We start from the raw sequence: 26,017 nt of genomic DNA, 5'->3' as shown, positions 1-26,017 counted from the left end.
TTGTGCCGTGCTTATCAGAGCAATTTCAGCAAACCAGGAAGCAAATTTTCAATTTTCTCTATGTTTAAACTAACGTACTTCTGCCTTCCCTGCGTACGGGTATTGGTAATTCCAATCTCTCTTAATGTCCGCAAATGATAAGACATAGTTGATTTGTCAATTTCCACATGCTGATTCAATTCATTGCACCCCATTTCGTGACCAACATGATAAAGCATAGAAATAATTTTGTACCGTCCCGGATCGGAAAGAGCAAAGAAAACTCGCTGTTTAATTTCTGTATCTGTATTTGATTGTTTGATATCCATAAAACAATATCCTCACTTTTTGTATAATATTTCAAGTAAAAATAAATTGAACAATATGCAACGTTTAGATTACGTAATAAAAATTCCAATCTTTGTTTTAAGATTAATTATTTAAGTATGATGTGACTGCTGTAATCCAATACCTCCTGCTCAGCTGTTATAGGAACCAATTTTAAATTATTTTTTCAAACCTTATGCTAGCTACGAACTCGTCAAACTTTTTCTTGCAAAGTGTGCGCCTTGCCCTCCTGCTCCAAAACACGTTGAACTGCTGGACGTTCTCTCATCTTAGAGTCAAATCTCTGTAAGTTCTTAAAGTCGTCAAAACTATACCCTAATCTTTTGATCCAGTTAGTTATCACAAACAAATAGGCATCAGGAGCGGAAAATTTATTGTTAACCAAATATTCCTGTTGTTTCAAGACATTGTCGACAAACTTCAGTCTGGGAAGGACCCGATTATAGACAAATTTCTTCGAATCATCTGTATTTGGCAGCCAATTGCCTTTTCTAAAGGGCGAAATGAAGTTTTTATGTAACTCAGTCGCTATGTAGTTTAACCACATCCTTTGTTCCCAATAGCTTCTACTCCCATATTTCTCTATCAAGTGATTTCCGTTTGTTTGCTCACCAATATATTCCAAGATAACTGCGCATTCTGTCAGTACACTATCACTATCTGTTTTCAAGACTGGGACATAAGATTTAGGATTCAGTAAATTATAATCTCCACCATTCCAAGTCTTAGTGTCCAAATTCACCTTCTCCAATGAATATGACATACCACTTTCCTCCAACAAAATATGTGGCGCCATAGAGCTGGAACCAGAAGCATAAAATAATTTCATAGTAATTCTTCTTTCTTTATTTTTATATTCATCGAAATAACAATTTAAAATAAAAAGGATTCATAATGAATCCAAAAAACTAGGCAGATATCTATTGAATGTTTCCATATTTAAAGACAAATATTTAGTCTGGGCCTGCTGCCTAGTTTTAGTTAGTCCAGCTTGGCGCAATGCCTTAAAATGATATGAAACCGTCGAAGGTGCTATTTGCAACAGACGGCTTACTTCACCACAATTCAATTCATGGTCACTATCCCTTAAGATCTTAATGATTCGAATACGATTAGGTTCACTAAGGGCGCCGAATAATTCCGCTAGTTTATTTTCTTTTGCTATTTCGATATTCATAGAAATAGTTTAACTCTTCTTCAAAACAATTACAATGATGAATAACAATATTCTATTTTGGGTAAAATAATCTCTTAATAACTCGATAGCAGTTACTAGAGATTATTTGGTTAGTCAAAATCATTCTTTAATTAAACAGCCATCAATGGCTTTAAAAAACAAAATCTTTCTAAATCAAGTTAAGATAAACCTACCAAAACTCAGTATCGAAAAAGCCAATAGACAAACTCCATTACCGATTCCTAAAATAGCGCTTGGAGCGACCTCAAAGTGTTTTGCTAGAGGCACAGCTCCAATAGTTACCAGCAACATCAAAAATGCTAGCAGGAACAATGAACTGTCAGCAAAAACAAACTTTAAGCCAATAAAGTGAATCGCTACAACAAAGCTAACCCAGAGCGACACCCAAGTGCTATGCTTCTTAACCAGTAAAAATACGGCTCCTATAGCAATCAATAGAATCTCAGAAAAGAAAATCGTTATAAACCAATGAAGGCTGCTATTTTGATTCAATATCGAAATATCATTCCAATGCAGATAACTTAAAACACCTCCTGCAACACCCAAGATAAACGCAATAGCGCTTGTGATACCAAGCCACAAACGCCATTCTGCTCGTGGCTTTTCTTCTGCCCAACCCAACCAGCAAAAACTAAATGTTCCGAAAATAGCTGCGGACATTAAATAATCACGTGTATAATTCATAACCTGCCTCCTTAAAATGAGTCGTAAGCAGTTACTATCAACCTAATCTTATAATGAATTCGGTTTCATTTGAAATATTAAGTTTGCTGAAGACCTTTTTAGCACAAAAAATAGGCCTCAGAGAATTAAATCTGAAAAACTATACGCCGGGTAAAAGAATTAAATCAGCTATAAAAATAGCATTATGTCAGAATCTTACAAGCTGGCTGCAATCCATTATCCTATCTTTCAAACATACTCAAGTAAAGTCAATATTACCAACGTCACCTATTGTCTGGGTAATTTATAATCATCCTAGGTAGACACTTGCCTCACGCACTGCCAATTTGCTCAAGCTATGTGCAGCTATAAAACTCTTGACCCAAAGAGGGTTGTACTTACTGTAGTTACGCAAGGCCCAACCGATTGCTTTTTGAATAAAAAATTCATCTGTTGTCTGATCATAGAGAATTGCTTCCATTAAAAGTTCTTTATTCAACGTCTTTTTTTCAAGAAGCTGAAGCAAAATAGAGATGCGTCTCATCCAAAAATTTTCATGCTTGTAGAAAAGACCAAAAACCTGCCTTTTTTCGCTGGGATGCAGCTGCACGTACTTACCGAACACTTTGCGCCAAGCATCAACTGAATCCCACCATGATTTTTGCATAACAAATTGCGTGAGTGCTTGTATTTCAACAAATGAAAAGCGTTTAACATTCTCAAAACCGATATCAATTGCTACATACTGATACTCGCGCTCAGCCCGCTGGTAAAGTTCATTAACCGTCTTTAATAATTCCTTCAAAGGCAATTTTCTGCTCAATTTGATAAGTTCTTTAGACTGCTGTTTGCGTGCAGGTGTCTTGACCCCGACAAACGGAAACTTGTTCTTCATGTACACAGCCATCGGCTCTTTAAACTCTGCTGTACCTGTGAGCTTGAATCCTGTTATCTTCTGCATTACAGCACTTCCTTAAAAACTGTCTCTTCCGCCTATCAGACAACATTTTTTAGCTTTAATCAGCATCATCATAATACGTAATATCATTGTACTTTTGCCCTTGCATTTTTTTGGCTAAATCGGCTGAACTATAATACGTTTGGGAGCACCAAGCTCCAGCTCCGCCAGCTTCTACCATAACGTCAATATTTTGGCCATTATAACTTTCTTGTTTAACACCATAGTATTCACCGGCACCAGCTGTTTGATTCCAGCCTTTAAGGTTCACAAAGTTGATACCACGAATATTTTGCTGAGTTACACTAGCCCAATCTGAGTGTTCAGTATCCTGCGATGAGTCAGTGTTGCCATTACGCACATGCAGATAAACTTTAGATCCATCTGCAATTAAAGTATCATCCGTAATCGTGACCGTATCAAGCTTGCCGTCCTGGTCATAACCATACCATGCCCGTTTCAGAGCAGCTGGGACAATTGAAGCTGTCTTCTGACTCTTGCTCTGACTGCTTGAACTTGGGACCGTTGCACTTTGCCCCTTAACAATGTTGGAAAATCCAGTGCTCAATACTTTATTTTCTGTCTGCTTAAAATGAATCAAATGATCAGGCATCCCCTGATTCTGTTGTGTAACCAGCACTTCAGGCTGCCCATTATGCAACGCAAAAAGATATAAATGCTCGCCCATATTTTGAGTATGTTCAGCATCAGAATAAACAGCTAGCACTTCATATTCTTTAGTACCGCTGCCTGTATCTGACCATTCAATTGAAACCTGTTGGTCATCAACTGCTGTTGTCTTCTTCGCCAGCTCATTGGGATACTTCACCCCGTAAAAATTAACATTCTTGGTGAGTGTGTAACTCTCATATTGCTGATCCATCGTCTGCTGCCACTGATCTATAAATTTGCTCAGGGCAGCCGCTTTGGCACCGTTCCAATGAGTTGTTTCATGCTTGGTGGGGCTGCTACTTGAACTAGTACCTTCTGAACTAGAAGAAGCTGACACATCACTTTGATTCTTCTTAGTTGAGTCCTTAACTGTCTTTTTCTGTGTCGATGCGCTGCTATCCTTGTTGGCAAATGCTGGTTGGTTGCTGGAAGTGCAGGCAGTAACCACCATCATTAGTCCTGTAAACACCAAAAGCAAAACTAATTTTCTATTCAATCTCATTTGTTTTTCTCCCCCCTAAAAATTAGTCTTACAACCCCCGGTGACACAAGACCCATAATTTTTTAACTTCCAAATCTCCTGGCAATAATTCCGCAAGTTCAAGAATTAATGGTTCTGCTTGCTTGTTCTCCCCTCGCTGGAGCATCTCAAGCACCTGCACTTTGACTTGGCTCCCTAAACGAGCCATTTCAGCGTTTACCTGCTGCTGTTTTTGATTTTTTTCATCGTACTCCCGCAGTAGTCTTTTTATCAATCGATCTGCAGCTTCATAATATTTCAGACCTTGTCTTAGATCAGCTAAATATTGTGCTTCATGCTCTGCTTTTCTTTCCGCAATCGCACGCTGTACAAAAATTCCAAAACGAATTTCACTTGGCAACATACTAGATGTTTCACCCTCTAATAATTCTGGCAAATAAATCGTTTGAGCAAAATTAACTACATTATCCGCATAATTTCCTAGCTCATTCTTAATCTCAGCCGTTGTAATGTCAGAACTAAACAGGTACTTATGTCTCAGTGACATCAAAAGTAGCTCGCGTTTTGAACAAATATCCCAAACTTGCTCGATCTGTTCAGCAAAGGCTGGAATTTGTGCACGCTTTTTAGCATAGACGATTACAATTTGATTTACAGTTGCCAAATATTCTTCATAAGCAAGCGATTCGATATGTGGAGTTGGATCAATTTTATTGCGAATCAGTAATGAAAATAGCTCATCATAAGGCACGGTACATTTAACTTGAGCTTTTTGCAATTTACTCATTCTTTGTGTAAACATGCCCGTTCTTTCTGCATCTAAAGCTCTTTGGATCAAAATAAATGCATCTTCACTTTGAAGCTTCGCAATAAACTTTACAAATTTTTTCTCATCAACTTCTAGATCTTCTTTCACTGCTCTGACAGCAATTCCAAAAATGACTGGAAGTTTGCCTCCCTTATCCGCTATCTGTTCACAAACATCCTGTAAAATTTTTAAATTATTTTCATGATATGCAGCAAGTATTACTATTGGCAATGCCTGATTAATATACTTAACACTGCCTGCCCACGGGAGCTTTTCCGCCACATGCAGGATTTTCTGCCAATTTTCTTTTTCCCTTTCATGAATCAAAAGATTCGCGCTTAATCCAAAAAGCTTAGCTAGTGAAACATCATTTTTAAAATAAAAAGACTCTTGCTTAAGATATTCTTCTTTATGTTTTTGTAGCCAGTGGTAATTTTTGACATAGTCTAAAACATATTTTACGGCTTCATTTTCCCTTTTAGAGTTGATAAAAATAATATAAGTAAGGTTATCTAAAATGCAGCACTCATATTGTACAAGACGCAACAGTGGTTCATACTCTTGTTTTACTTCTAATGCTGTTTTCCATTTTTTTTCAGCTATCAATGCTCTTAATAGGTAAGCAAATACAGTAAAACCGTCTCGTTGGATGCTGCCATCTTGCTTCTTAATTTGCTCAAACTGCTTTAAGGCCGTTACAGCTTCTTTTTTAACTTTTTTTCGTTCTTCCTCTGTCTTGACACCATAACCAGCTAATAATTGCGCCCACATATGCATATTCTGTGGATCTTCAATTAAAGCCTCTTTAAGCAGTTTCTCGTTGCGCTCAAGCTTTTTCCCACTACTCTTACCAACATAGCCATAATGATGAACAAACGCATCAATATGTTTGAAAGGCAAGTGCATTAACGAAAAACGTTCATGAATTCGGCCTTCAAACTTTAGCCCTTTGAATAACTTAATGCATTGGGGTGTTTTTATTTCTCTATATATCGTTCCTTCAAGATTTTGATAATTATGTTTGTTGAAATAGATAGTATTATATTTTTTAGACTCAACTTTATTTTTAAAAAAAGCTACAAAATCATCAACGTTATCAAACCACTCATCATCATCAATAAAAAGGAACCATTCACCCTGTGCCAATTTTAATCCTGCATTGCGTGCTGCGGCGAAATCATCACACCATTCAAACCGAATGATCTTATCTGCATATTTCTTTGCAACTTCAAGCGAACCATCACTTTTTTCCGCACCAACAGTATCAACAATGATTAATTCACTATCCACCTGTTCAAGTAGTGGTCGCAATGACTCTAAACATTTATGAATTGTTGTAATACTATTTGAAACCAATAATGAAATCGTCAACAAGCATTTTTTATTTTTGGCAGTCGGAGACTCCCACACATCACCATCAATTGTTCTATTCATAAAATAACTTACCCCTTATACTTTTCACAAACTATTATGTATTAAAACCGCCCTGAAAACATTTAATCAAGGCGGCTTTTTAATTCCAACTATTTCACTTCTGTTGTTATTTGTTCCCACGCATCAAGCAATTCCGTCAACATTTTAACAACTGGTGGCAATAAAGTTTGGTCCTTGTTCATATTAGCCTTAACAAGCTGCTGGTACATGAATTCATACAAAGATTCAAGGTTCTCAGGTACATTACCTTCAATCTCAGTGTTGAGTGAACCCTTAAGCTCCATCAAGATATCTTGTGCACGAATCAATTCTTTATGTGCCTTTTTGGCATCATTATTTTCAATCGCAATGCCTGCGATTTTAACACTTTTAATCGCACCTTGGTATAACATATCAATTAATTTATTTGGCGAAGCACCCATTACCTGATTCCTCAGGTAACTGTTTTTGGCATTTTCGTAGCCCATTTCTCATTCCCACTCCTTAAAAATCAACGTCAATAAGTGACGCACCTTGTTCCTGCTGCAAATATGTTCTGATCGTACTATTAGGCTTATTCAACTGTGCAATTTTTTTTGCCAATTGTCCTTTTTTAGCAGAAAGAACATGCACTAGTTTACCATATTGTGCCACAATTAGGTCAACGACTTCTTTTTCAGAACTGGTCAGTTGCTTAAGTGATATGCTGTCCAAAACAGTAATCATAGCCCGCGAATCTTTTAGAATACGCTCAGCCTGATCAAGATCCTGACCATCCCAAGAGCCCAAAAGGGAATTCAGCTGCTGCAGTTTTTCAAGCAGTTCTTTATTCTTATTCAATTCATATCACCTATTTTCTAGCTTGAAAGCGATGATGTCTGACTCGTTAGATAACTCATTTGTGACTGCGCCTCCATCATAACTTCATCAAGACGAGTAAACATATCAACATACTGTGTTTTTTTAGCATCTAGCATTGTATTAAAATCATCAATCTGCTTATTCAGATCCTTGATACTGGAATCATACCCAGCGGACTTAGTTGCAATGATTCCTTTATTAGCGGAACTATCAACTAGATAGGTATTAAGCATTGTAGACAGATCTGATGCATAGCCTGATTCAGAAGTAACTGTACCTATTGAGTTTTCAGTTGATTGATAGAACATATTTTTGACCGCAGTCGGATCATCAGCAATAGCTGCATTTAACTTATCTTGATCTAAGCCTAAAGTCCCCTCGCGATCAACCGTTGAGATACCAACTTTATTGGGATTCAAGGTGCTGCCAGTGATGTAAGGATTTGTGATCATATTGCGCAACGATGACTGTAATCTCATTAACTCACTATCACCAGCCAATTTACCTGTCGTATTATCCGACTGGCTCGGATCACCGACACTGAGATCATCACTGATCAAACTCATTAGGCTATTATATTGTGTCACCATATCATTAACTGCCGAAACTGTTTTAGAAGTATCGTTTGCCAAAGAAAGTGTGACATGATCATCGCTAACTTTTGAAAGCGTAAATGTTGTTCCTTCAACCGCATCACTAACTGTATTAGTGTCACGCGTAATTTTCATACCATCAAGTTCAAAAATTGCAAACTGACCCTTTGATGTTGTTGCACTCGAACCTAAGCCAAGACTATCAGCTGCATCACCAGATATGCTGATGTCACGCGCACCCATTTTACTGTCCGTCAATACCAGCCGGTTATCAACCACACTGGCTTTAATGCTTGAATTGCTAGTCTCTTTATTGATCTTAGTGGCGATATCATTTAAAGAGTCCGTGTCGCTGATGTCAAAATCAAAAGTTTTCGCATTACCATCTGTATCTTCTTCAGCACTCGTCAGTGTCAATGAACCAGATACACCTAAAGCTGTTTTACTACTTTTAACATCAAGCCGTGTTCCTGTTATTTTGCTGGCAGTTGCTAACTGATCGACTTTTAAATCATAAGTTCCTTCAGCAGACGTGGTATCTCCAGTGATTGAAGCAATCGTTGCATCCGAACTTGAGGTTTTCTTAGTCTGATAGGTGTCGTCAGACTGTAAAGCTGTAACTTTGGTTAAAAAGTTGTTTAACCGAGTTTTAACATCGCTCCATGCCGTTTTTTGATCCGTCAGAGTCGTTATCTGATTTTGTGCTTTAGTTTTTCCAACTGAATCAGCCTGAAGTAAACTTTCAATATCATCAGCAGTGATGCCTGAATATTGTCCTAAAGTGCTGCTAATACCGCTAGTTGTTGTAATGCTCGCCATCTTACATCACTATCCTTTCTTATCGACAACGATTCCCATCTGCTGCCATATACTGCCAATTACATCTAGCATTTTAGCTGGCGGTATCTCTTTGATCACGTCATCATTTTTCATATTGATCAGCTGAACATAGGTCCGGCCAGTTGTTTCGTGAACTTTAAACTTTAAGCGGACGTTACGCCCCAGAAGCTGCTTGTTCATTTCATTAACTGCGTTGTTTAGATCCTCATGTGAAATTGCCTGAAATGCTTCATCACTCTTGGAATTAGATGAAGATTCAACTGTGGCCTCATCTTTTTCAGATTTGCTGTCACTATCTGCTAACAGATCTTGGGCTAAGCGCCGTAGATCCAGGTTAGTACCGTCTAAATCATTATCAGTCTCAATTGGCTGAACTCGTGTTGTTGGCGGAACTGGCTGAATTTTTTCAATTTCCATCCATACATCCTCCCCTTCTAAAAGAATAGCTTAAAAAAGTTATGTATGCCACAAAAACCGACCGCCGAATATACCCGACGATCGGCCTTTGCCAAAAACGAAAATCTATTATTAAAATTAACCTTGTAACAAGGACAATACACTATTTGGCATTGAGTTTGCTTGCGCAAGCATTGAAGTCGAAGCTTGTGTCAAGATGTTTGCCTTTGTGAAGTTAGTCATTTCTTCAGCCATATCAACATCACGGATACGTGAATTAGCTTCAGATAAGTTTTCTTCAGTTGTACCCAAGTTGTTAACAGTATGTGTTAAACGGTTTTGAGCAGCACCTAAATCGGCACGTTGCGCTGAAACCTGATTAATAGCAGCATCAATCTTAGTAATTGGGTCATCTGCTTTAGCTTGAGTCAAAGCTGCTTTCCCAGCATCTGATGCAGAGAAAGTTTTCACTGCTGAAGCATATGTTGCCTTAGCATCAGTTGTGGCATCTGTAGCTTCTGCGGCAGTTTTCAGAGCTGACAATGATGTACCACCAGTAGATGTAACTGTACCGTCAGTTGCATAAGTAGCTGTATCTGCAGCAATTGCACTTTGGAATGCTGTCGATTTAGTTAAATCGCTGCTTGCTTGAGAAAGGTTTAACCCACTAACTCCTAAAGCTGAAGCACTCATATTACCAATTTCAACTGACATTGTTTGACCAGCATTAGCGCCAATTTGGAAAGTAAATGTTGATTTACCATCACTTTCACTAGTATCACCTGTTAACAAGCTCTTTGTGTTAAATTCAGTTGTACTGCTGATACGATCAATTTCATCACTTAAAGCACTGTATTCTTTGTTGATAGCAGAACGATCATCATCACTTAAAGTTCCGTTTTCGCTTTGAACAGTGAGGTCACGCATACGACCTAAGATACTATGTGTTTCATTTAAAGCACCTTCAGCTGTTTGAATCAATGAAATACCATCTTGTGCGTTACGCGTAGCTTGGCTCAAGCCACCGATTTGGCCCTTCATTTTTTCTGAAATAGCTAATCCAGCTGCATCGTCGCCGGCTTTGTTGATACGTGAACCGGATGATAACTTAGCTAATGAGTTGCTTTTTGATGTTGTTGCGGCTGTTAAGCTGCTAAGAGTGTTCATAGCAGCAACGTTTGTATTAATTCTCATGTTAGATTCCTCCAATGGTTGATTATTTATCTTCTGAGGTTTCCCCCTCATGCTATATGTATCGGACGAAAACGGAGGCGTTTAATAGTTTTTTGAAAAAAATTGTTTTTTATTGTTTTTTCCTGAAGAAATGCTATGCGACTTGAAAAATTTAAAGACACACCATGATTAATTAAGTACCACTTTTACTAACCTATTTCTAACGGACCTTCAGAACCCTCAAATAAAGCAAGAAACAATGCTAGATCAAATTGATTTTGGTTAGTATCAAAAAAGAGCACTTCTTGGGGTGCTCTTCGTTTTATTTATAATGATTTTTGCAAGCTACAATAATTAAATGATTATTTTTGACAGCATAAACTAAATGATCCTTGCTATTGATCCTTCTTGACCAGCCATCTTGATACTTTAATCGTTCAGGCTTCCCTAGACCAATCTCTAATCCATCTCGTTGAATTGATTTAATTAGATTATTGATTCGTTTTAAAGTTTTACGATCCTCGCTTTGCCAAGCGACATATTCATTCCAGGCTTCATCTAAAAATTCAACCGACATCGTTTATTGATCTCCGTTGTCTAAAAGATGATGGGAATGGAGGTTCTGATTATGAGCCACCTTTTTGAAACGCCGCTCAAGCTCTGCTTGATTGACTTCACTATAAAATGGATCTTTGACCTCAAATGGCAACCCGCCTTCAGCAATGCTTTTCTTGATAAAGATATTAATTGCAGTTGAAAGGTTAAGTCCCAAACTATCAAATATCTCTGCTGCTTGTTTCTTATCTGCCAAGCTAGTTTTGACAGAAATTGAAACTTTCTTTTTTCAGTATCCAGCATCATTCTCACCTCACAGCTATAGTAGCACGATAACAGTGTATTGTATATTAATTAAGTTCTATTTTACATATATAGTATCTAGTTGAATATATTATATACAAGTCAAAGCTATAGCAGCAAAACTCTGCACCAATAAAAAAATTTTGTTCTTAACATTTACATTTACCAACAAACTCCTCCTCAACTCAACAACTATGTTAGGCGACGACCTTAACAAAAATATTACGCCCAAAATTATCAAGTTAATGAGGAACCCGTAATCAATGCAGTGTCTTTATGCATGGTTAACCCAACAATTTATTGATAATTCTAATCCATCTTTTTTTGTTTTATAAAAGTAATTACGTTGTCCTTTATGTAAGGAAAAGCAAAGATTAATCTGTATGAATACAGAAAATATAACTAAAGTTCATTCAAAAATCAAAAGTAAAAACCAAGTTACAATTCCAAAGATAGTACGTGAGTTTTTAAAAATTCAATCTACCAATACAATTGAATGGCAGATTGAATCAAATGGCAAAGTGACAATCGTTCAAAACAAACCTGATTTTTGGCAGACTATCGATAAACAGAAAAAAGTTTGGAAATCTCGATACAACAGAAGTTGATTGGGGTAGAGATGCAGAAAATGAAGATTTTGACTAATGAAATTAAAACAAGGTGATATTTTATGAATTGATTTAAATCCAGCTAAGGGAATAGAAACAAAGGAAAGGCGTCCGTGTTTGGTTGTGTGTAACAATCATTATGATCAGTATTTTAATACGGTATTAGTTATTCCAATTAGCACTTCAGCTAAATACTGCACTTTAGAAAAATATGTTAAATCCCCAATATTTATAATGATAGACAAAAAAGATATCCGTGGCACTGTTCTACTGCAGCATATTCGGGTTATTGACCCAACAAAACGATTAAGTAGTCAAGTTGTAGCTACATTGCCTCAGCAAGAGATCAAACACCTTAGTAATAAGGTTCAGCAGTTCTTTTAAAGCTATTCTAAAAGTTATAATGCGATACCTAAGGCTGACAAAAAAGCAGAAACAGCTAAAACAACAATTGGCACATTAATATGAAAATTTCGTTGTGTTAGAAGTTACTTCTTAGATATCATCCTTCCCCCATATATGATTCATCTAGACAATACTATTCATACTTAAATGATTTAAAAAGTCTATTAAAATATAAAATTCTTTCTTTAAGTTGCAGTGCATAATTTATAGGTAACAAATAAAGACTGTCAGCTGCAGTTTTTATCCAATTACACTTGCAATAAAAGTTAATAAGCTCAATCAGTATTAATATAACTATCGGCTTAAATTTACGTCTGTATCGTATAAGTAATTCATCTGGATACTTCGCAACTCCCAATTCACTGTGCTAACAACAAACTTGAACTTAATTGTCCTGATAGTTTTTTGTTATCTTGTTCACTATAAATAATAAAAAATAAAAGCCCTGAAGGCCCCCCACAACCTTTCAAAGCTTTTACTCCTGTATTCATTTTTTAATTTAAATAATCCAAAATCGTTGTCTGCATGATTTTTGTACCCATTGCAAGTGTTGCCTTGTACGAAGTCATCTGGTTCTGATACTCCATGTATTTTTGTGCAACATCAACATCCTGTTTATCCGACAAAACATCTGTTAGATTGCTTTTTTCGGTCTCATTTCTTGACGAAGCTGCCTGTAACCGCGTTGTGATTGTGCTGATCTTGGCCTGTACATTCGTGAAATTATCGGTATAATTCTGGTTTTCCTTCAAGAGATCGCCGGATAGTGAATCCTTATCATCACTGTTTAGTGCCGTGATCAACTTGTTGAAGTACCCGCTAATGTTTTCACCTGTTTGTGCACTATCTGACAAATCTGTCAGCTTTGTACCATCGGCAAATAAATTAACGCCAACACCTTTAGCAATCTCCCGTGGCAGATCCTGTGCAGTCCCATTATACTTGATACCGGTAATTTCGCCATTTTCTTTTTCAACTTCAAACGGTACTGTTGTCGTATTTTGCCCACCAAAAACGTAACGTCCGTCGAAGTTTGTATTCAGCGAATCAACCACACCCGAAATAAGTTGCTCGACTTCATCCTTATTCGCCTTAACATCGCTATCTGCGGTTGAAGCATTAGCTGAGGATTGAATCAAGGTACTGATCCGCTGCATTGAAGTAGTGACACCACTCAAGGCTGAATACTGCGTCTGCGACCATGAAATGCCGTCAGAAATCGTGCTGGCATATGTTTTGTTTTGTGCCAGTGAAACATTCAAATCCATGATTTTTGAGACTAATAAGGGATTATCAGATGATTTGCTGACCTCTTTAAAAGACGACAGCTGGCTCATCGTTTTTTGAACTTTATTCGTATTCGTCGTTAAGTTCTTGAGAAAATCATTATATGTCATGTTATCTGAAATTCGCATAAAACTACACTCCCGTTCTGTTGATCAACGTGTCCAGCATTTCAGACACAACTGAAATGATACGCGCATTAGCCTGAAAGCCTTGCTGGAAGCGAATAACATCAGACATTTCTTCATTGATCGAAACTCCAGATGCTGACTCATTTTTGTATTCAAGCTGATTCAACAGCGAAAGCTGCGCCGATGAAGTGTTATCTGCCTGCTGCTTTGAAATACCGTTCTTAGTCACAATATTATTGAAAGAATCCGCAAAGCTCGAACCGCCATCCTTTTGCGTAAACGTCATATTAGTTGCATCATAGCTCGCTAAATCGCTGTCAGAAAGCGGATAATTCAGTTTCAAGTTGTTAAGATTCGCAATTGCAAGTGCGCGCGAACCATCCCCGGCAGCTGTCGTTGTTCCCGCTGGAATCAGTGATGGGTTAGCAGCAATCGCTGAATCAACTTTGAGATTTGCAGCGTAGCTGTCGGAATCATCCCCGATACTGAAAAACCCGCTTGTGCTCTGTTTACCATCAGTGAAAACCATATTGGTCGTTTTAGCTACTGTTGCAGCAAAATCATTCAGCTCTTGCAGATGTGTCTGAATTTCATTAACAGAAGCCTGCAAACCACCTAAACTGCCAGAAGATACATCTAATTTAGCATATTCTGTATTAGCATCCGCATCACTCTTAGTCAGCAAAATCGTCCCAGCCGTATAGTCCTCAGAAAGTGTCTGCGTTCCCGCTGTTGTATCGCCATCTTTAGCAACTTGCGCCTGACCATCTTGATTCCCAACAACTACACTAAGTGTGTTACGCTCATCCCCATTAAGAATGGTTTGTCCTGAAAGCTGAATCGATGCCCGTCCATATTTGTCGAGTGAAGTTGTAACATTCGCCAGACTTGAAATATCCTTTAACAAAGTATCACGAGTATCTAATAAATCATTGGGCGTATCACCTGAACTTGACAGGTTATAGACCTGGCTATTCAATGACTGCAGCTGTTTGACCTTTTCATTAAAATCAAGCGCAGTCTTAGCAATATTTTGCGTCGTATCAGCTTTTAGCTGGCTGACCTTGTCCGCCATTCCTCGAACTGTATCTGCAAAACTGCTAGCTGTCTCAACAACTGTCGCCTTCGAGGTTCCCATTTCTGGATTCTTCGACAACTGTGTCCAACTATCAGATAGGCTGGACAATTGACTGACGACCCCACTATCAGACGGCTCATTCAGTGTATCTTCAAGCTGTCCCAAAACATCTGATTTTTCATTATAAAATTGATACTGCGAATTAGCATCACGAATCTGCGAGCGAACAAAGTCGTTGACAACACGTTCAACCCCGGTAGCTTCAACCCCGGTACCGATCATCCCAACACCTGCCATATTGTAAGGAGTAGTTGTCTTCATGTCCACGCGCTGTCGCGAGTACCCATCTGTATTCGTATTTGCAATATTATGACTGCTCGTTTGAAGTGCAATCTGGTTTGCTCCCATTCCACTGGTTGCTGTTCCCAGAGTACCAAATAATCCAACCATTCAAATTCCTCCTTACACTTCTCTATCGATCAGTGCTGTTCTCGCCTGCTGCTTTACCGTTTTATACTTCGAATATGTCGCGGCAGGAGCCTTGATATTATCTTTGATTGCTGTCATTAGCATTTTCTGGTAGCTGAGGGCCTGCTTGGTCAGCAGCAGATTCTCATCTTGCTGCACTCTAATCTGCTTGATCAGATCTTTTGTTTTGACCGTAACTGCCCCCTGATATTCATCAAGAACAGGAACAAATTTTTCCTTCTGTTTAACCAGTTCTACCAGTTCTTCTGCTTTGTCCTTGATCAAAAAAGCTCTTTCTTTTTTTAATAACCGCGAAAAAGACATCAAGTGCCTTTGAAATTCAAATTCTTTCATAAATTAATTACCTTTTTTGGTGTCGAATTCAGCCATCATCTTCGAAGCAATGTTCTCAGCTGAGACTTTGTAACTGCCATCCTTGATCGCCTGCTTTAAGCTTGCCACACGTTCAGGATCAAGGCCTGCTTCTGACTGACTATTTTTACGGATTTCTTGTGTTTTTTCTGAAAGGCTGACATCCAAAGCCTTGCTGTTTTTTTGTTGTTTTACTTGTTTTGTCTGATTCTGTTCGGCCTTAAGCCGATTAATTTGGTCATTATAACTATTATTTTGGAATCCCTCTATCTTCATCAGAGCCGCTCCCTTCCCGTTTCGAAATGTCCTACATTAACATTATCGGCGAAATTAAAAAAAGTTAAACCTCACGGCTAACTTTTTTTAATCTTAAGCTTTTTTTAAGAAAGCAAAGTAGATCTTCAACTCAAAAATCTATTCTTCACTAGTTCTAATTCATACGATTGATTCGCTGATTAGGTGTGAGAATATTAGTAATCCGAACCCCGAAGTTTTCATTGATAACAACTACTTCACCCGTAGCAATTGGTTTACCGTTCAATAAAATTTCTAAAGGTTCATCCGTCAACTTATCTAATTCGATAACCGAACCCGAATTAAAAGAGAGGATATCCCTAACCGTTTTCTCGCTTCGCCCTAAAACAACGCTCAAGTTCAAAGGCACATCAAGAATAAGATCCAGATTATCACCTTCAGCAACTTCCTTATCACTCAATTGCTGAAAATCGGGTGTACTAACTTCGACTTTTGGCTGCGGCTTTGCATTGCCTGCCGAGTGCTTGGGCTGTGCTGCTGTTTCTTTTTCAGATTGAGATTGAGTCTGCTGCGGCTGCGGTTGTACTGTGGATTGTGTCTGTTCAGCTTCAGTTTCAGCAGTAGTGGATTCTGCGTTCTGTGCCTCTGGTGCTGCCTTTTCATCTTCTCTGTCAACAACCGTTGCCTTGTCAGACATCATCGCATCCGTAATATCGGAAACCATATCTTCTGTAAAAATCTGCATGATCTCACTTTCAATCAGGCCTTCGACCGACAAATTAAAGGAAATGCGATAGATTACTTGGTCTTTAACAATTCCATCATATTCAACATTAGATGGTTCCTCCCAAAGCTTTACTGAAGGTGGAAGGATATCTACCTTGCGATCAATCATGGTTGCCATCGAAGTTGAAGCCGAACCGATCATTTGGTTCATTGCTTCCGCCACCGCACTCAATTCAAGTTCGGTAAATTTATCAGACTTAGGAGCTCCATCACCGCCCATCATCAAATCTGCGATAATGATCGCATCCTTGACTTCAAGCAGCATCAGATTCGTGCCCATAAGTCCTTCCTTAAATTCAACTGTCGTTGCTACTTTAGGCGCCTCTATCCCTGAAAGCAAATCATCAAATTTAACTTTAGTAACGCGCGGTGTCGTGATGCTGACACGGCGTGCAAGGATCGAAGAAAGTGTTGTTGCCGCTTGCGACATCGAAATATTACCAACTTCACCGATAATATCCTGTTTTGTCTGCTCGTCAACTCCTGTATTTTCAGGCTTTTTGCCTTGCTGTGCATCATCTGCTCCTGAATTTGCATTCATTAATGCATCAATTTCTGCTTGTGATAAACCGTCGCTCATTCGTCTTGTTCCCCTTCCAATTTGTCTATCAATTCAACTGCTAATTGTCCATTCTTCTTCCCTGGTTTCACGCTATAGAACGGCTGGCCTTCAATAAAGGCATCCAGTGGTTCTGCAATTTTGCTGTCCAGCTTAATAACATCTCCAACTTCTAAGTGCAAGAAGTCAGACAGTTCCATTTCAGATTCCCCTAGCAGGACCTCAATGTCCATATCGACTCCGTTCAAACCCTTACGAAGTTCACGCTCATCATTGCGGTCAAATTTTTGACTTGAATCAAACCAGTTTCCAAAGCTCAGCTTATCTGTAATCCCTTCGAAGAAAACATATGGAATACATAAATTAATAAATGTACTTGTATCTCCAACATTGATTGTAAAGGTACTTAGAACGACTGGTTCATTTGGCGACATGTTCTGCAGCAACTGTGGATTTGTGTCGAGTCCATCTAAAGTTGTATCAAGTTCAACGATTTCTTTCCATGAATTTTGAAAGACATCTGTCAAGCCCTTCACAACTTCTTCGAGAACAGCTAATTCAATATCGGTAAAGCCCTTTTTATCATGGGCTTTTCTCTTACCTTCTTGTTCTTCTGCATCTTTATGTTCTTCTGTTGACTTTGTCGCTACTTCTTCTTTTTTATCTGTGGTTGTTTCCTTTTTATCTGCGGACTTATTCTTGTCCTCTTCATCATGCTTTTGCTCCTGCGTTACCATATCAACACCACCGCAAAGCATCTCAATCAGTTTCATGCACAACTGCTGATTCATTTCGATAATCTGAATACCTTTCAAAGGTTCAGAATGAAAGAGCCCTAACAGTGTTACGCGCGGAATCGAGTGAATAAATTCATCGTAACTTACCTGTTCGATCGCCGCCAACTGAAGCCTGACATTAGCCCGCAGCTGTGTTGAAAGTACATTGCTGCCCATTTTTGAAAAGTCCTCAAAGATCATATGCAGAGTATTGACGTATTCTTTTGAGAGCTTTGTAGGTCTTCTAAAATCGTAGCTTTTTACTTTGGCTGCATCGTTTTCCTCTTCAATTTTTTCCTGATCAATCTCACCGGTGCTCATTGCATTCAGCAGTGCATCGATCTCTTGTTGCGTCAATACTTGATCCACACAGATCCCTCACTTATCAAAAAATCAAATGGTTTACGTCAACTACATTAGCTACCTTATCTTCTAAGGAAACTACTCCCAGATAATGTTTTTCTTTATCTGTCTTTTCTAACTGAATATCTTCTTTATCAATATCAACTACTTCAACTACTTCTTCAATCAACAGTCCCTTGCGCTCTTCATCTTTTTTCATGATCAAGATATTGCGGTTGTCTTTTGATGAAGGAACACCAATCAATTCAGATAAACCAATCACCGTCATGACTGTTCCTCTCAAATTGATCAACCCCTTAACCCAGCTGGGAGCCAATGGAACACGTGTGATCTGCACTGTATCGATAACTTCTTCAACAGAAGCTGCTGAAATCAAATAATGCTGCTGATTCATCTTAAACAGGATCATTTGCATTTAATATCATCTCCTGACTATATTAGGAAAGAGCTTTATCTATAGCTTTGATGACCCGGTCCGTATCGAATGGTTTAACGATAAAGTCAACCGCACCTGCGCGAATGGCATCCATAACCATTCCTTGCTGTCCCATCGCGCTGCACATAATAACTTTCGCATTCGCATCGGCTTCACGAATCATTTTCAATGCTTGAATGCCATCAACTTCAGGCATCGTGATATCCATTGTCACTAAATCAGGTTGAGTTGCTTGATATTTTTCAAATGCTTCTTGTCCATTTTGAGCTTCATCAGCTACCTCATATCCATTTTTACTTAAAATATCTTTTAACTTCATACGCATGAATACCGCGTCATCTACGATCAAAACTTTTTTCCCCAAAATATTTGCTCCTCTCAGATTCCTAAAGATTTTAGTATTTGTTCTAATACGCCCGTTTCTGGAATAAAAAATAACGACGCATCTAGTTTTTCTTCAGAATAAGTAAATTCGTTTCTGATCACCATGATGTGGTCATCATACTGATCAAGGGCCATATAGACGCTGCTGATGACCGCACCAAAATAATCGTCTTGAATCACTGGTAATGCAGATACTAATTGGACATTTAATAAATTCCCGATAGCACCCAAGAAAGAGTTCGAAATAATATTCGTCAACTCGCTGACTGCTGACATCTTGACATTGATATCATCAGTCTTAGTTCCAAGCATCAGTTCAGACAACTTATCTGCCGAGTCATCTGAAACAACAAATAAGATCATTCCGTTGTAATCTCCAACAATACTGCTGACTACTGCATGGACCTCAACGTCATCGGCGATTACCTGTTCGTACAATTCATGATAACTTAAAATGCTAATTTCTGGAACATGCATATCGATTTTCTGATTAACTAATTTAGAAATACTAGTTGCGGCATGCCCGCCACCAATATTGATAACTTCTTTCAGACCGTCTAATTCCAACTCTGAGTATGCCATCATTCAGTACCTTTTTTCTCATTGCAGATAGCATTGACATCTAGGATCAAGGCAATCGACCCGTTACCGAAAATCGTTGCTCCTTGATACTTGTTGATCTTCTGCAGCATTGGATCAATCTTTTTAATAACAATTTCCTGCTGCCCAATCAGCTCATCGGCCAAGATGCCATAATATTTCTGATCAATCTTAACAATGATTGCAAATTTTTTCTTGTTAGGATCGGGTTCAATCTGTAACAGTTCGTCTGTTCGAATAATTGGAATCAAGCCATTTTGAAAACGATAGACCTCTTGATTAGTTGTCTTGACAATCTCGTCTTCTTTAAGCATGACAACTCTTTCAACTACATCTAATGGAACTGCGAAACTTTCATTGCCAATTCTGACCATCAAGGCCTGGATAATCGACAAGGTCAGTGGAAGCTTGATAATGAACTTAGTTCCTACATGGAGCTCGCTCTTCATTTCAAGTGAGCCACCAAGTTCGCTGATTTTTGCTTGCACTGCGTCAAGACCAACACCGCGGCCAGAAATATTCGTAATCTCTTTAGCTGTTGAGAAGCCGGGATGGAAGATCAATTTTTTGATTTCATCATCAGACATTCCTTCAGTACTGATTCCCTTGCTTTCAGCGCTTTCCTTAATAACAGCTGGATCAAGGCCCTTACCATCATCCTCGAGTGTAATAATGACCCGATTTCCTTCTTGGTAAGCTGACAGTTTGATTGTTCCTTTGCGATCCTTACCTTCTTTTTCACGGATATCAGGTGCTTCAATCCCATGATCAGACGAGTTGCGCAGCAAATGAATCAATGGTTCACTAAGCTCAGAAACAACAGTTTTATCCAGTTCAGTTTCTTCCCCTTCAACCACCAATTCCATTTCTTTGTTCAATTCGTTTGCAAGGTCACGCACCATGCGTGGAAAACGACTGAAGACAACACTAACTTGCTGCATCCTGATCTTCAGCACAAGGTCCTGCAATTCTGAAGTCAGCCGTGAGACTTGTTCCAACGCATCCCGCATTGCATCAGCATTATTGCGTGTGCTGGCATCATCCAGCTGATTGCGGTAAACAACTAATTCTGATACCAGATTCAAAAAGCGATCCAGCCTTGTTAAGTCGACTCTGATGGATTGATTGCGCGCATTAGCATGCTGATGCGCAGCTGAAGGCTTACTACTTTTTTGTGGCTTAGACTTAGTTTTTGGAGCAGCTTTTGCAGGTGCTTTTTTCTGCTGTACTTTCGCTTTTTTTTCTATTTTTGGTGCTTTTACCTGCTGCTTTTCAGCATTTTTTTGTTTTTCTTCATCAAATGGTTCAACAATCATTTCATCGATTTCACTGTTGCTCTCAACGTTGTGCTTGACCATATCTAGATCATCTCTAGTCAAGTAAACAAGTCTGAAATCAGTGTCAAAGTCGCCATCTTCAAGAATATCGACACTTGGTTCAGTATGGAGAACGTCACCCTCTTGCTCAAGCTTCTCCATAATTAAGAAGACCCGCGGTCCTTTAAGTAATGATTCCTTATCAATTCTTATCGCAATGCTATAGGCTTTATAGTCACCTGTAATTGCTTGATGAATAACGTCCAGATCAGCTTCTTCCAAATGTTCAAAAACATTCGTCAATGCGCCAGTATCCTGTTCTTCTTCTGGAGTCTTTGCAACCTGATCACTCCCATTGACGCTTTCCTCAACCTTTTCAAGCTCTTCTAGCAAGTCACTGATCTGATCCTGACTCAGTTCCTTTTCATCACGCAGATCCTCCACTAATTGAGATAAACGGTCTAAGCAGCGAAAGATCAGCGAAATATAATCACTATTTACCTTAAGCTTGCCAGATTTAAAGAAATCAAACAGATTTTCCATCTTATGCGTCAACTTTGTCATCACATCATAACCCATTGTTGCAGACATACCCTTTAGTGTATGGGCCGCACGAAAGATTTCGTTGACAAGATCCATATTATCCGGTTCGCTCTCTAGTTCTAAAACATTGTCATTTAATTGTTGAAGATTATCGTCACTTTCTTCAAAAAACAAACTGCGATAAACGCTGTTATCATCCATTAATTTCAACTCCTTTCCTACTCATTAAATCTTTTGATAAATAAACGAATCTATTTTTTTTAGTCCAATCTGATCCGCAAGACTGATCGTTTCAGTTGCTCCAGTGAACAAAATTCCACCTTGAACCAGTGACTCACTCAACTTGCGATAAACTTCATCACGAGCATCAGGTTTAAAATAAATCGTAACATTGCGGCAAACTACCACATGGCAGTTGTCTTCATATCGATCTTTCAAAAGGTCGTGTTTTTTAAACGTAATTTTATTTTTTAAAGTCGTGCTAACTTGATACTTGCCCTCGGCCGTTTTGTTGAAATACCTCTCCAAATCGGTTGCTGCAACATTCTTGACCTCAGTGCTTTGATAAAGACCGGCTTTTGCCTTTTTCAATATTTCATCATCAATATCAGTCGCAACAATTCTGCCCGAAGTAATGTTATTCTTAGCCAAAATCATTGCTAAGGTATAAGGCTCAGCACCAATCGAGCACGCCGCACTCCATATCTTTGGACGTTCAAACTTAGGAACAATCTGCGCCATCAATCTCTGTTCAAACATATCAAAAATACTTTTATTGCGATAAAACTCAGTAACATTAATCGTCAAATGTTCAACAAAAGCGTGACGCGCAACACTGTCAGCTTCCAAGATCTTGGCATATTGCTCAAGCGAAGAAGCTCCCGCTGATTCCATAATGTTGGATATTCTGCGTTGCATCTGTCTTTCTTTGTATGCCTCAAGCCGAATACCCAGTCTGTGCTGCACCCAATCATTAAAAAACTCGAAATTCAATTTCATTTTGTCACCCAACTATCTGCCTAATTTTGCGTCCGATCGAATCCAAATCAAGAACCTCATTTACAACATGGTTTTCAACTGCATTCCTCGGCATCCCGAAAACAACACAGGTTTCTTTATTTTGAGCAATTGTATAACCACCGTTTTCCTGTATATCACGCATTCCAACCGTTCCATCCTTGCCCATTCCTGTCAGCAAAACCGCAACTAGATTTCTGCGGTAAATTTGTGCTGCAGATGTAAAAAGATAATCAACCGCTGGACGAGTTCCATGCAGTTTGGGCTTTTGATTCAGTCTTATCTTGCCATCTTTAAGGGTCATGTGGTAATCACCTGGACAAAGATAAACCTTTCGATCGATTATCATTCCATCTTCTGCTTCACATACTGAAATGTTTGTCTCTTGGTTCATTCTTTGTGCAAAAGAACTCGTAAACCCCTTTGGCATATGCTGTACAATAAAAATCGGTACTTTTGTCGCAACTGGAAGAGAACGAATAATAGTTAATAACGCTCGTGGCCCACCGGTCGACGCTCCAATCACCAGTGCTCTGATATGCGTTGCCAATTGACTGCTTGCAATTTTTTCCCCAGTTTCAGCATTCCTACTTGAAACTGCCTTTACACTGGCTGCATCCATCTTTACAAACGGCTTGCCCTTAGATCCCACGCTCTTGATTTTCATATGGAAATCAAGAATCCATTCATCCTGAATAGCCATTAAATTAACTGGTTTTTCAACAAAATCATTCGCCCCTAGTGCTAAGGCTTCGATCGTAACTTCTTTGTTAGTCAGCGAACTCAACATGATGACTGGAGTGTTCATTGTTTCTTTTATATTCTTTAACGCTTCTAGCCCGCCCATTACCGGCATTTCAACATCCATCAGCACTAGATCGATTTTCTGAGAACTGAGAGCTTCCAGCGCTTGTTTTCCGTTGCGTGCAGTACCAGCAACCTCAATTCCAGGCATATCCTTAAGCAAGTCAACAATGATTTTGCGCATAAAAGCAGAGTCATCAACTACTAAAATATTCATTCTCCCCAATAGCTCCTTCATATATATACTGCATCGTGGTGTACAATACGAACCATCGTCTCAAAATTCTTTAAATCAACGATCATTGTTCGTCCGCTATTTCCTCCCACATGGCTCGCAATGAGCGGTATCCTTAACTCTTCTAGCATTTCTTCTACTGCTTCAATATTTCGTTGACCAATATTGCCTGTCTTAGAGAGAGCATTGAAACCAAACATATTAGCCCCTCCGACAATTTTAGCCTTAAAGCGCGCACGCGGTGCCTTTTGCTTAAGTTTGCCTACCATCTCTGGAAGTGCAAGATCGGCGAATTTTGCAGTGTTCAATGCCTGCTTTTTTGCAAACGGGTGGCTATCAGGCAGCATAATATGACTCAACCCTGCAATTCCAGCCTGCTCATCATAGATAATAGTTCCAATACATGAACCTAGTCCGACTGTTATCAGCTTAGACGGTGTTTGAGCTATCTTATAGTCTGCGATGCCTACTCTGACTTCATTCTGAATCAGTTCCATCACTAGCATTACCTTTATCAGCATTTAATTGATCAACTGTTGCTAACAATTCTGACTCCTGCCGATTATCAAAAAGATAATCTAATCTAATTGAAATCACAACTTTGTCTTCAAGTTTCAAAAATTTGTCAATATAGCCGCGTTTTAAATCAGCTTTCGCTAGTTCTTTTTCATAATTTGTTTCTTCCAAATAAGAAATTCCTAGAATATTTTCAACAAAAATACCTAACGAATTTTCTTTCCAGTCACATAGAATCACCTTATTATCATCAGAGGATTCAGTGTATTGCCCGAAGAGCTTTCTCCGCAAATCTACAATGGGGATCATATGGTCCTGATACTCATATACGCCCAAAATATAGTCTGCCACTTCAGGTAAAGTGATAAAATTGCTAGCTTCGATCACACGTGTAACAGCTTTGACCGGCATTGCAAACAGCTGTTTATGACTTTTGAATACCACATATTGTTCCATTAGCGCCAATCCTTTCCTTGAAAATGTAATTTTAAATCACTTTTAAAACGATCAAACTTTGAAACTGTCAACCTGGAATTTCAGAACGCTAGCAATATCTTCGATATCTTTGACAGACGACTCAAACTTCTTAACGATGTTATAGAATTCCTCAACATTTGCAGTTGCTTCCTGTGTTCCAGCAGAGGTTTCAGAAATAGCCGAAGTAATATTCTCAACTGATTGTGTGACAGTATCCTTTTCTTCAACTACACCGACGATATGCTTCTCGATAGCTTGGATGCTTTCAACAAATTTTTCAACCATTCCAGAAATCTCTTTGGTAGAATCAATTGCCTTATTGACATTCTCAGTCTGCTTCTCGCCACTGGTATATGAGTCGTTCAAAGCAGTAGTCATATGTTCTGACTTGCCTCTGATAACTTCAATAATATCGCGAATATTTTTAGCAGACTTTCCACTTTCTTCAGCTAAAGTTCGTACTTCTTCAGCGACAATTGCAAAACCGCGGCCTGCTTCACCCGCACGGGCAGCTTCAATTGAGGCATTAAGTGCCAATAAATTTGTTTGTTCTGAGATATCATTTATTAATTGAACGATATTGCCGATATTCTGAATATCTTTGTTCATATTATCCATTTCTTCAACTATCTCAGATTGGCCGTTTCTTTCCTGTTCCCAGCTCTCTGAAACATGAACCATCATATCTGTGTTTTTAGTGTTGCTTTCTTGAGCCTTCTCGGCATAACCGCTCATTCGGCCAACTTCTTTATGAATCTCCTCAATGTTGGATGCCAGCTTCTGCATATCACTCGCAGTTTGTTCAGCTTCCGTCGTTTGTGAAGTGGATGCATCCGCGATGCTGTTCATCGTTGAACGAATATTTTCAATTGCTGTTGAAGATTTTTTGGACATCGTTGCCAATGTTCCTGCAATATCGTTCATATGTCCGCTTTCTTCTTTAATCCCGATAATCATTGCAACAAATGCATTGATAACACCATGAAAACCGTCCTTGACCTTAGCGATAATCGGATTATCATTGTTGCTGGATCTGAATTTGTCCAATTGCGACATATCTCCTGAGCTAACTGCATCAAGTATTTTTTGCAGATTCTTCATCTCAGTATAAAATGCACCATTTGCTATCAATGTAAGTACTTCACTTGCTATTGCATAGATAACTACAACTATTACTCCAAAAACAATAAAATTATTTGCCGCTTGCGCATCGCCTGTTCCCCTAACAATGAAAAAGTAACATGCAATCAGAATCAATGCTGTCACCCCCGCTGGGATCAGTGGACGCAGCTTTAATTTCTTAATAAAGTTCAAAACTTTTTTACCCATGGTTATACCCCTTCCAATAGACATACTTAATTAA

Annotated in this window: 31 protein-coding genes; 2 read left to right on the top strand and 29 right to left on the bottom strand. The window is 38.7% G+C overall.

The window, feature by feature from the left end:
• Positions 1-14: 14 nt before the first annotated feature.
• The 14 genes from FD20_RS06620 to FD20_RS06555 form a co-directional block, all read right to left on the bottom strand.
• Positions 15-308, bottom strand: coding sequence for an ArsR/SmtB family transcription factor (locus tag FD20_RS06620; protein ID WP_057736959.1), 294 nt, complete (start codon positions 306-308; stop codon positions 15-17).
• Between the two features lie 212 nt (positions 309-520).
• Positions 521-1,156: a glutathione binding-like protein gene (locus tag FD20_RS06615; RefSeq protein ID WP_057736957.1), complete on the bottom strand. Its 636-nt coding sequence runs from the start codon at positions 1,154-1,156 to the stop codon at positions 521-523.
• Positions 1,157-1,216: 60 nt separating this feature from the next.
• Positions 1,217-1,504 carry an ArsR/SmtB family transcription factor gene (locus FD20_RS06610; RefSeq protein ID WP_057736955.1) on the bottom strand — a complete coding sequence of 96 codons (288 nt, stop codon included), beginning with the start codon at positions 1,502-1,504 and terminating at the stop codon, positions 1,217-1,219.
• Between the two features lie 174 nt (positions 1,505-1,678).
• Positions 1,679-2,209 carry a hypothetical protein gene (locus FD20_RS06605; RefSeq protein WP_057736953.1) on the bottom strand — a complete coding sequence of 177 codons (531 nt, stop codon included), beginning with the start codon at positions 2,207-2,209 and terminating at the stop codon, positions 1,679-1,681.
• 289 nt (positions 2,210-2,498) lie between these two features.
• Entirely contained in the window at positions 2,499-3,149 is a 651-nt protein-coding gene (locus FD20_RS06600; RefSeq protein ID WP_057736951.1) for a DNA alkylation repair protein, read from the bottom strand.
• A 55-nt stretch (positions 3,150-3,204) separates the two neighbouring features.
• Positions 3,205-4,320: a DUF4767 domain-containing protein gene (locus tag FD20_RS06595; RefSeq protein ID WP_057736949.1), complete on the bottom strand. Its 1,116-nt coding sequence runs from the start codon at positions 4,318-4,320 to the stop codon at positions 3,205-3,207.
• Positions 4,321-4,348: 28 nt separating this feature from the next.
• Positions 4,349-6,541, bottom strand: a complete 2,193-nt coding sequence (locus FD20_RS06590) for a glycosyltransferase (RefSeq protein ID WP_057736948.1) — start codon at positions 6,539-6,541, stop codon at positions 4,349-4,351.
• An 89-nt stretch (positions 6,542-6,630) separates the two neighbouring features.
• Positions 6,631-7,008, bottom strand: a complete 378-nt coding sequence (gene fliS / locus FD20_RS06585; protein WP_057736946.1) for a flagellar export chaperone FliS — start codon at positions 7,006-7,008, stop codon at positions 6,631-6,633.
• Between the two features lie 16 nt (positions 7,009-7,024).
• Positions 7,025-7,360, bottom strand: coding sequence for a hypothetical protein (locus FD20_RS06580; protein ID WP_057736944.1), 336 nt, complete (start codon positions 7,358-7,360; stop codon positions 7,025-7,027).
• Positions 7,361-7,377: 17 nt separating this feature from the next.
• Positions 7,378-8,793, bottom strand: coding sequence for a flagellar filament capping protein FliD (fliD, locus tag FD20_RS06575; protein WP_057736942.1), 1,416 nt, complete (start codon positions 8,791-8,793; stop codon positions 7,378-7,380).
• 9 nt (positions 8,794-8,802) lie between these two features.
• The gene (locus tag FD20_RS06570) at positions 8,803-9,231 is read right to left on the bottom strand and encodes a flagellar protein FlaG (RefSeq protein WP_057736940.1); all 429 of its coding nucleotides are present in this window, start codon (positions 9,229-9,231) and stop codon (positions 8,803-8,805) included.
• Between the two features lie 117 nt (positions 9,232-9,348).
• Positions 9,349-10,404: a flagellin N-terminal helical domain-containing protein gene (locus FD20_RS06565; protein ID WP_057736938.1), complete on the bottom strand. Its 1,056-nt coding sequence runs from the start codon at positions 10,402-10,404 to the stop codon at positions 9,349-9,351.
• A 301-nt stretch (positions 10,405-10,705) separates the two neighbouring features.
• The gene (locus FD20_RS06560; protein ID WP_057736936.1) at positions 10,706-10,960 is read right to left on the bottom strand and encodes a Txe/YoeB family addiction module toxin; all 255 of its coding nucleotides are present in this window, start codon (positions 10,958-10,960) and stop codon (positions 10,706-10,708) included.
• Between the two features lie 3 nt (positions 10,961-10,963).
• Entirely contained in the window at positions 10,964-11,194 is a 231-nt protein-coding gene (locus FD20_RS06555) for a type II toxin-antitoxin system RelB/DinJ family antitoxin (protein ID WP_235807725.1), read from the bottom strand.
• A 430-nt stretch (positions 11,195-11,624) separates the two neighbouring features.
• Between FD20_RS06555 and FD20_RS06550 the strand changes: the two genes are divergently transcribed.
• The gene (locus tag FD20_RS06550) at positions 11,625-11,849 is read left to right on the top strand and encodes an AbrB/MazE/SpoVT family DNA-binding domain-containing protein (protein ID WP_235807724.1); all 225 of its coding nucleotides are present in this window, start codon (positions 11,625-11,627) and stop codon (positions 11,847-11,849) included.
• Between the two features lie 66 nt (positions 11,850-11,915).
• Positions 11,916-12,233, top strand: a complete 318-nt coding sequence (locus FD20_RS06545) for a type II toxin-antitoxin system PemK/MazF family toxin (RefSeq protein ID WP_235807730.1) — start codon at positions 11,916-11,918, stop codon at positions 12,231-12,233.
• Between the two features lie 515 nt (positions 12,234-12,748).
• On the opposite strand, the gene flgL is transcribed toward FD20_RS06545, so the two are convergent.
• The 15 genes from flgL to FD20_RS06470 all read right to left on the bottom strand — a co-directional run bounded on the left by flgL (position 12,749) and on the right by FD20_RS06470 (position 25,983).
• The gene (gene flgL / locus FD20_RS06540; RefSeq protein WP_057736932.1) at positions 12,749-13,669 is read right to left on the bottom strand and encodes a flagellar hook-associated protein FlgL; all 921 of its coding nucleotides are present in this window, start codon (positions 13,667-13,669) and stop codon (positions 12,749-12,751) included.
• A 4-nt stretch (positions 13,670-13,673) separates the two neighbouring features.
• On the bottom strand, positions 13,674-15,197 hold the full coding sequence (flgK, locus tag FD20_RS06535; RefSeq protein WP_057736930.1) for a flagellar hook-associated protein FlgK: 1,524 nt from the start codon (positions 15,195-15,197) through the stop codon (positions 13,674-13,676).
• A gap of 12 nt (positions 15,198-15,209) precedes the next feature.
• Positions 15,210-15,569: a hypothetical protein gene (locus FD20_RS06530; protein WP_057736928.1), complete on the bottom strand. Its 360-nt coding sequence runs from the start codon at positions 15,567-15,569 to the stop codon at positions 15,210-15,212.
• Between the two features lie 3 nt (positions 15,570-15,572).
• Complete coding sequence (flgM, locus tag FD20_RS06525) at positions 15,573-15,863, bottom strand: flagellar biosynthesis anti-sigma factor FlgM (protein ID WP_057736926.1); 291 nt, start codon at positions 15,861-15,863, stop codon at positions 15,573-15,575.
• 154 nt (positions 15,864-16,017) lie between these two features.
• Complete coding sequence (gene fliY, locus FD20_RS06520) at positions 16,018-17,208, bottom strand: flagellar motor switch phosphatase FliY (protein ID WP_057736924.1); 1,191 nt, start codon at positions 17,206-17,208, stop codon at positions 16,018-16,020.
• Positions 17,205-18,332 (bottom strand): flagellar motor switch protein FliM, encoded by a 1,128-nt coding sequence (locus tag FD20_RS06515; RefSeq protein ID WP_057736922.1) that lies wholly within the window; start codon positions 18,330-18,332, stop codon positions 17,205-17,207. The genes fliY and FD20_RS06515 overlap by 4 nt, the downstream gene beginning before the upstream one ends.
• Positions 18,333-18,348: 16 nt before the next feature.
• On the bottom strand, positions 18,349-18,741 hold the full coding sequence (locus FD20_RS06510; protein ID WP_057736920.1) for a chemotaxis protein CheW: 393 nt from the start codon (positions 18,739-18,741) through the stop codon (positions 18,349-18,351).
• Positions 18,742-18,763: 22 nt separating this feature from the next.
• Positions 18,764-19,126 carry a response regulator gene (locus FD20_RS06505; RefSeq protein ID WP_057736918.1) on the bottom strand — a complete coding sequence of 121 codons (363 nt, stop codon included), beginning with the start codon at positions 19,124-19,126 and terminating at the stop codon, positions 18,764-18,766.
• Between the two features lie 14 nt (positions 19,127-19,140).
• Positions 19,141-19,728 (bottom strand): chemotaxis protein CheC, encoded by a 588-nt coding sequence (locus tag FD20_RS06500; RefSeq protein ID WP_057736991.1) that lies wholly within the window; start codon positions 19,726-19,728, stop codon positions 19,141-19,143.
• Positions 19,728-21,806 (bottom strand): chemotaxis protein CheA, encoded by a 2,079-nt coding sequence (locus FD20_RS06495; protein ID WP_057736916.1) that lies wholly within the window; start codon positions 21,804-21,806, stop codon positions 19,728-19,730. The genes FD20_RS06500 and FD20_RS06495 overlap by 1 nt, the downstream gene beginning before the upstream one ends.
• Positions 21,807-21,830: 24 nt before the next feature.
• Positions 21,831-22,604, bottom strand: a complete 774-nt coding sequence (locus tag FD20_RS06490; protein ID WP_057736914.1) for a CheR family methyltransferase — start codon at positions 22,602-22,604, stop codon at positions 21,831-21,833.
• Positions 22,605-22,608: 4 nt separating this feature from the next.
• Positions 22,609-23,643 carry a protein-glutamate methylesterase/protein-glutamine glutaminase gene (locus FD20_RS06485; protein WP_057736912.1) on the bottom strand — a complete coding sequence of 345 codons (1,035 nt, stop codon included), beginning with the start codon at positions 23,641-23,643 and terminating at the stop codon, positions 22,609-22,611.
• A 17-nt stretch (positions 23,644-23,660) separates the two neighbouring features.
• Positions 23,661-24,158 carry a chemotaxis protein CheD gene (locus FD20_RS06480; protein WP_057736910.1) on the bottom strand — a complete coding sequence of 166 codons (498 nt, stop codon included), beginning with the start codon at positions 24,156-24,158 and terminating at the stop codon, positions 23,661-23,663.
• Positions 24,139-24,633 carry a chemotaxis protein CheW gene (locus FD20_RS06475; RefSeq protein WP_057736908.1) on the bottom strand — a complete coding sequence of 165 codons (495 nt, stop codon included), beginning with the start codon at positions 24,631-24,633 and terminating at the stop codon, positions 24,139-24,141. The genes FD20_RS06480 and FD20_RS06475 overlap by 20 nt, the downstream gene beginning before the upstream one ends.
• A gap of 51 nt (positions 24,634-24,684) precedes the next feature.
• The gene (locus FD20_RS06470; RefSeq protein ID WP_057736906.1) at positions 24,685-25,983 is read right to left on the bottom strand and encodes a methyl-accepting chemotaxis protein; all 1,299 of its coding nucleotides are present in this window, start codon (positions 25,981-25,983) and stop codon (positions 24,685-24,687) included.
• Positions 25,984-26,017: the final 34 nt, after the last annotated feature.

The organism is Liquorilactobacillus uvarum DSM 19971 (assembly GCF_001434935.1).
Taxonomy (GTDB): Bacteria; Bacillota; Bacilli; order Lactobacillales; family Lactobacillaceae; genus Liquorilactobacillus; species Liquorilactobacillus uvarum.
The sequence above is the reverse complement of the archived record's forward strand: the minus strand, read 5'-3'. Positions and strand labels throughout refer to the sequence as shown.

Coding starts and splice junctions, on each gene's coding strand:
- FD20_RS06500 (WP_057736991.1), bottom strand. CDS start 19,728: ATGGCATACTCAGAGTTGGAATTAGACGGTCTGAAAGAAGTTATCAAT.
- FD20_RS06560 (WP_057736936.1), bottom strand. CDS start 10,960: ATGTCGGTTGAATTTTTAGATGAAGCCTGGAATGAATATGTCGCTTGG.
- fliD (WP_057736942.1), bottom strand. CDS start 8,793: ATGGCGAGCATTACAACAACTAGCGGTATTAGCAGCACTTTAGGACAA.
- FD20_RS06615 (WP_057736957.1), bottom strand. CDS start 1,156: ATGAAATTATTTTATGCTTCTGGTTCCAGCTCTATGGCGCCACATATT.
- FD20_RS06550 (WP_235807724.1), top strand. CDS start 11,625: ATGAATACAGAAAATATAACTAAAGTTCATTCAAAAATCAAAAGTAAA.
- FD20_RS06595 (WP_057736949.1), bottom strand. CDS start 4,320: ATGAGATTGAATAGAAAATTAGTTTTGCTTTTGGTGTTTACAGGACTA.
- FD20_RS06475 (WP_057736908.1), bottom strand. CDS start 24,633: ATGGAACAATATGTGGTATTCAAAAGTCATAAACAGCTGTTTGCAATG.
- fliY (WP_057736924.1), bottom strand. CDS start 17,208: ATGAGCGACGGTTTATCACAAGCAGAAATTGATGCATTAATGAATGCA.
- FD20_RS06610 (WP_057736955.1), bottom strand. CDS start 1,504: ATGAATATCGAAATAGCAAAAGAAAATAAACTAGCGGAATTATTCGGC.
- FD20_RS06605 (WP_057736953.1), bottom strand. CDS start 2,209: ATGAATTATACACGTGATTATTTAATGTCCGCAGCTATTTTCGGAACA.
- FD20_RS06620 (WP_057736959.1), bottom strand. CDS start 308: ATGGATATCAAACAATCAAATACAGATACAGAAATTAAACAGCGAGTT.
- FD20_RS06530 (WP_057736928.1), bottom strand. CDS start 15,569: ATGAAAGAATTTGAATTTCAAAGGCACTTGATGTCTTTTTCGCGGTTA.
- FD20_RS06600 (WP_057736951.1), bottom strand. CDS start 3,149: ATGCAGAAGATAACAGGATTCAAGCTCACAGGTACAGCAGAGTTTAAA.
- FD20_RS06495 (WP_057736916.1), bottom strand. CDS start 21,806: ATGGATGATAACAGCGTTTATCGCAGTTTGTTTTTTGAAGAAAGTGAC.
- FD20_RS06590 (WP_057736948.1), bottom strand. CDS start 6,541: ATGAATAGAACAATTGATGGTGATGTGTGGGAGTCTCCGACTGCCAAA.
- FD20_RS06470 (WP_057736906.1), bottom strand. CDS start 25,983: ATGGGTAAAAAAGTTTTGAACTTTATTAAGAAATTAAAGCTGCGTCCA.
- FD20_RS06490 (WP_057736914.1), bottom strand. CDS start 22,604: ATGAAATTGAATTTCGAGTTTTTTAATGATTGGGTGCAGCACAGACTG.
- FD20_RS06510 (WP_057736920.1), bottom strand. CDS start 18,741: ATGCAAATGATCCTGTTTAAGATGAATCAGCAGCATTATTTGATTTCA.
- flgM (WP_057736926.1), bottom strand. CDS start 15,863: ATGAAGATAGAGGGATTCCAAAATAATAGTTATAATGACCAAATTAAT.
- flgL (WP_057736932.1), bottom strand. CDS start 13,669: ATGCGAATTTCAGATAACATGACATATAATGATTTTCTCAAGAACTTA.
- FD20_RS06565 (WP_057736938.1), bottom strand. CDS start 10,404: ATGAGAATTAATACAAACGTTGCTGCTATGAACACTCTTAGCAGCTTA.
- fliS (WP_057736946.1), bottom strand. CDS start 7,008: ATGGGCTACGAAAATGCCAAAAACAGTTACCTGAGGAATCAGGTAATG.
- FD20_RS06570 (WP_057736940.1), bottom strand. CDS start 9,231: ATGGAAATTGAAAAAATTCAGCCAGTTCCGCCAACAACACGAGTTCAG.
- FD20_RS06480 (WP_057736910.1), bottom strand. CDS start 24,158: ATGGAACTGATTCAGAATGAAGTCAGAGTAGGCATCGCAGACTATAAG.
- flgK (WP_057736930.1), bottom strand. CDS start 15,197: ATGGTTGGATTATTTGGTACTCTGGGAACAGCAACCAGTGGAATGGGA.
- FD20_RS06485 (WP_057736912.1), bottom strand. CDS start 23,643: ATGAATATTTTAGTAGTTGATGACTCTGCTTTTATGCGCAAAATCATT.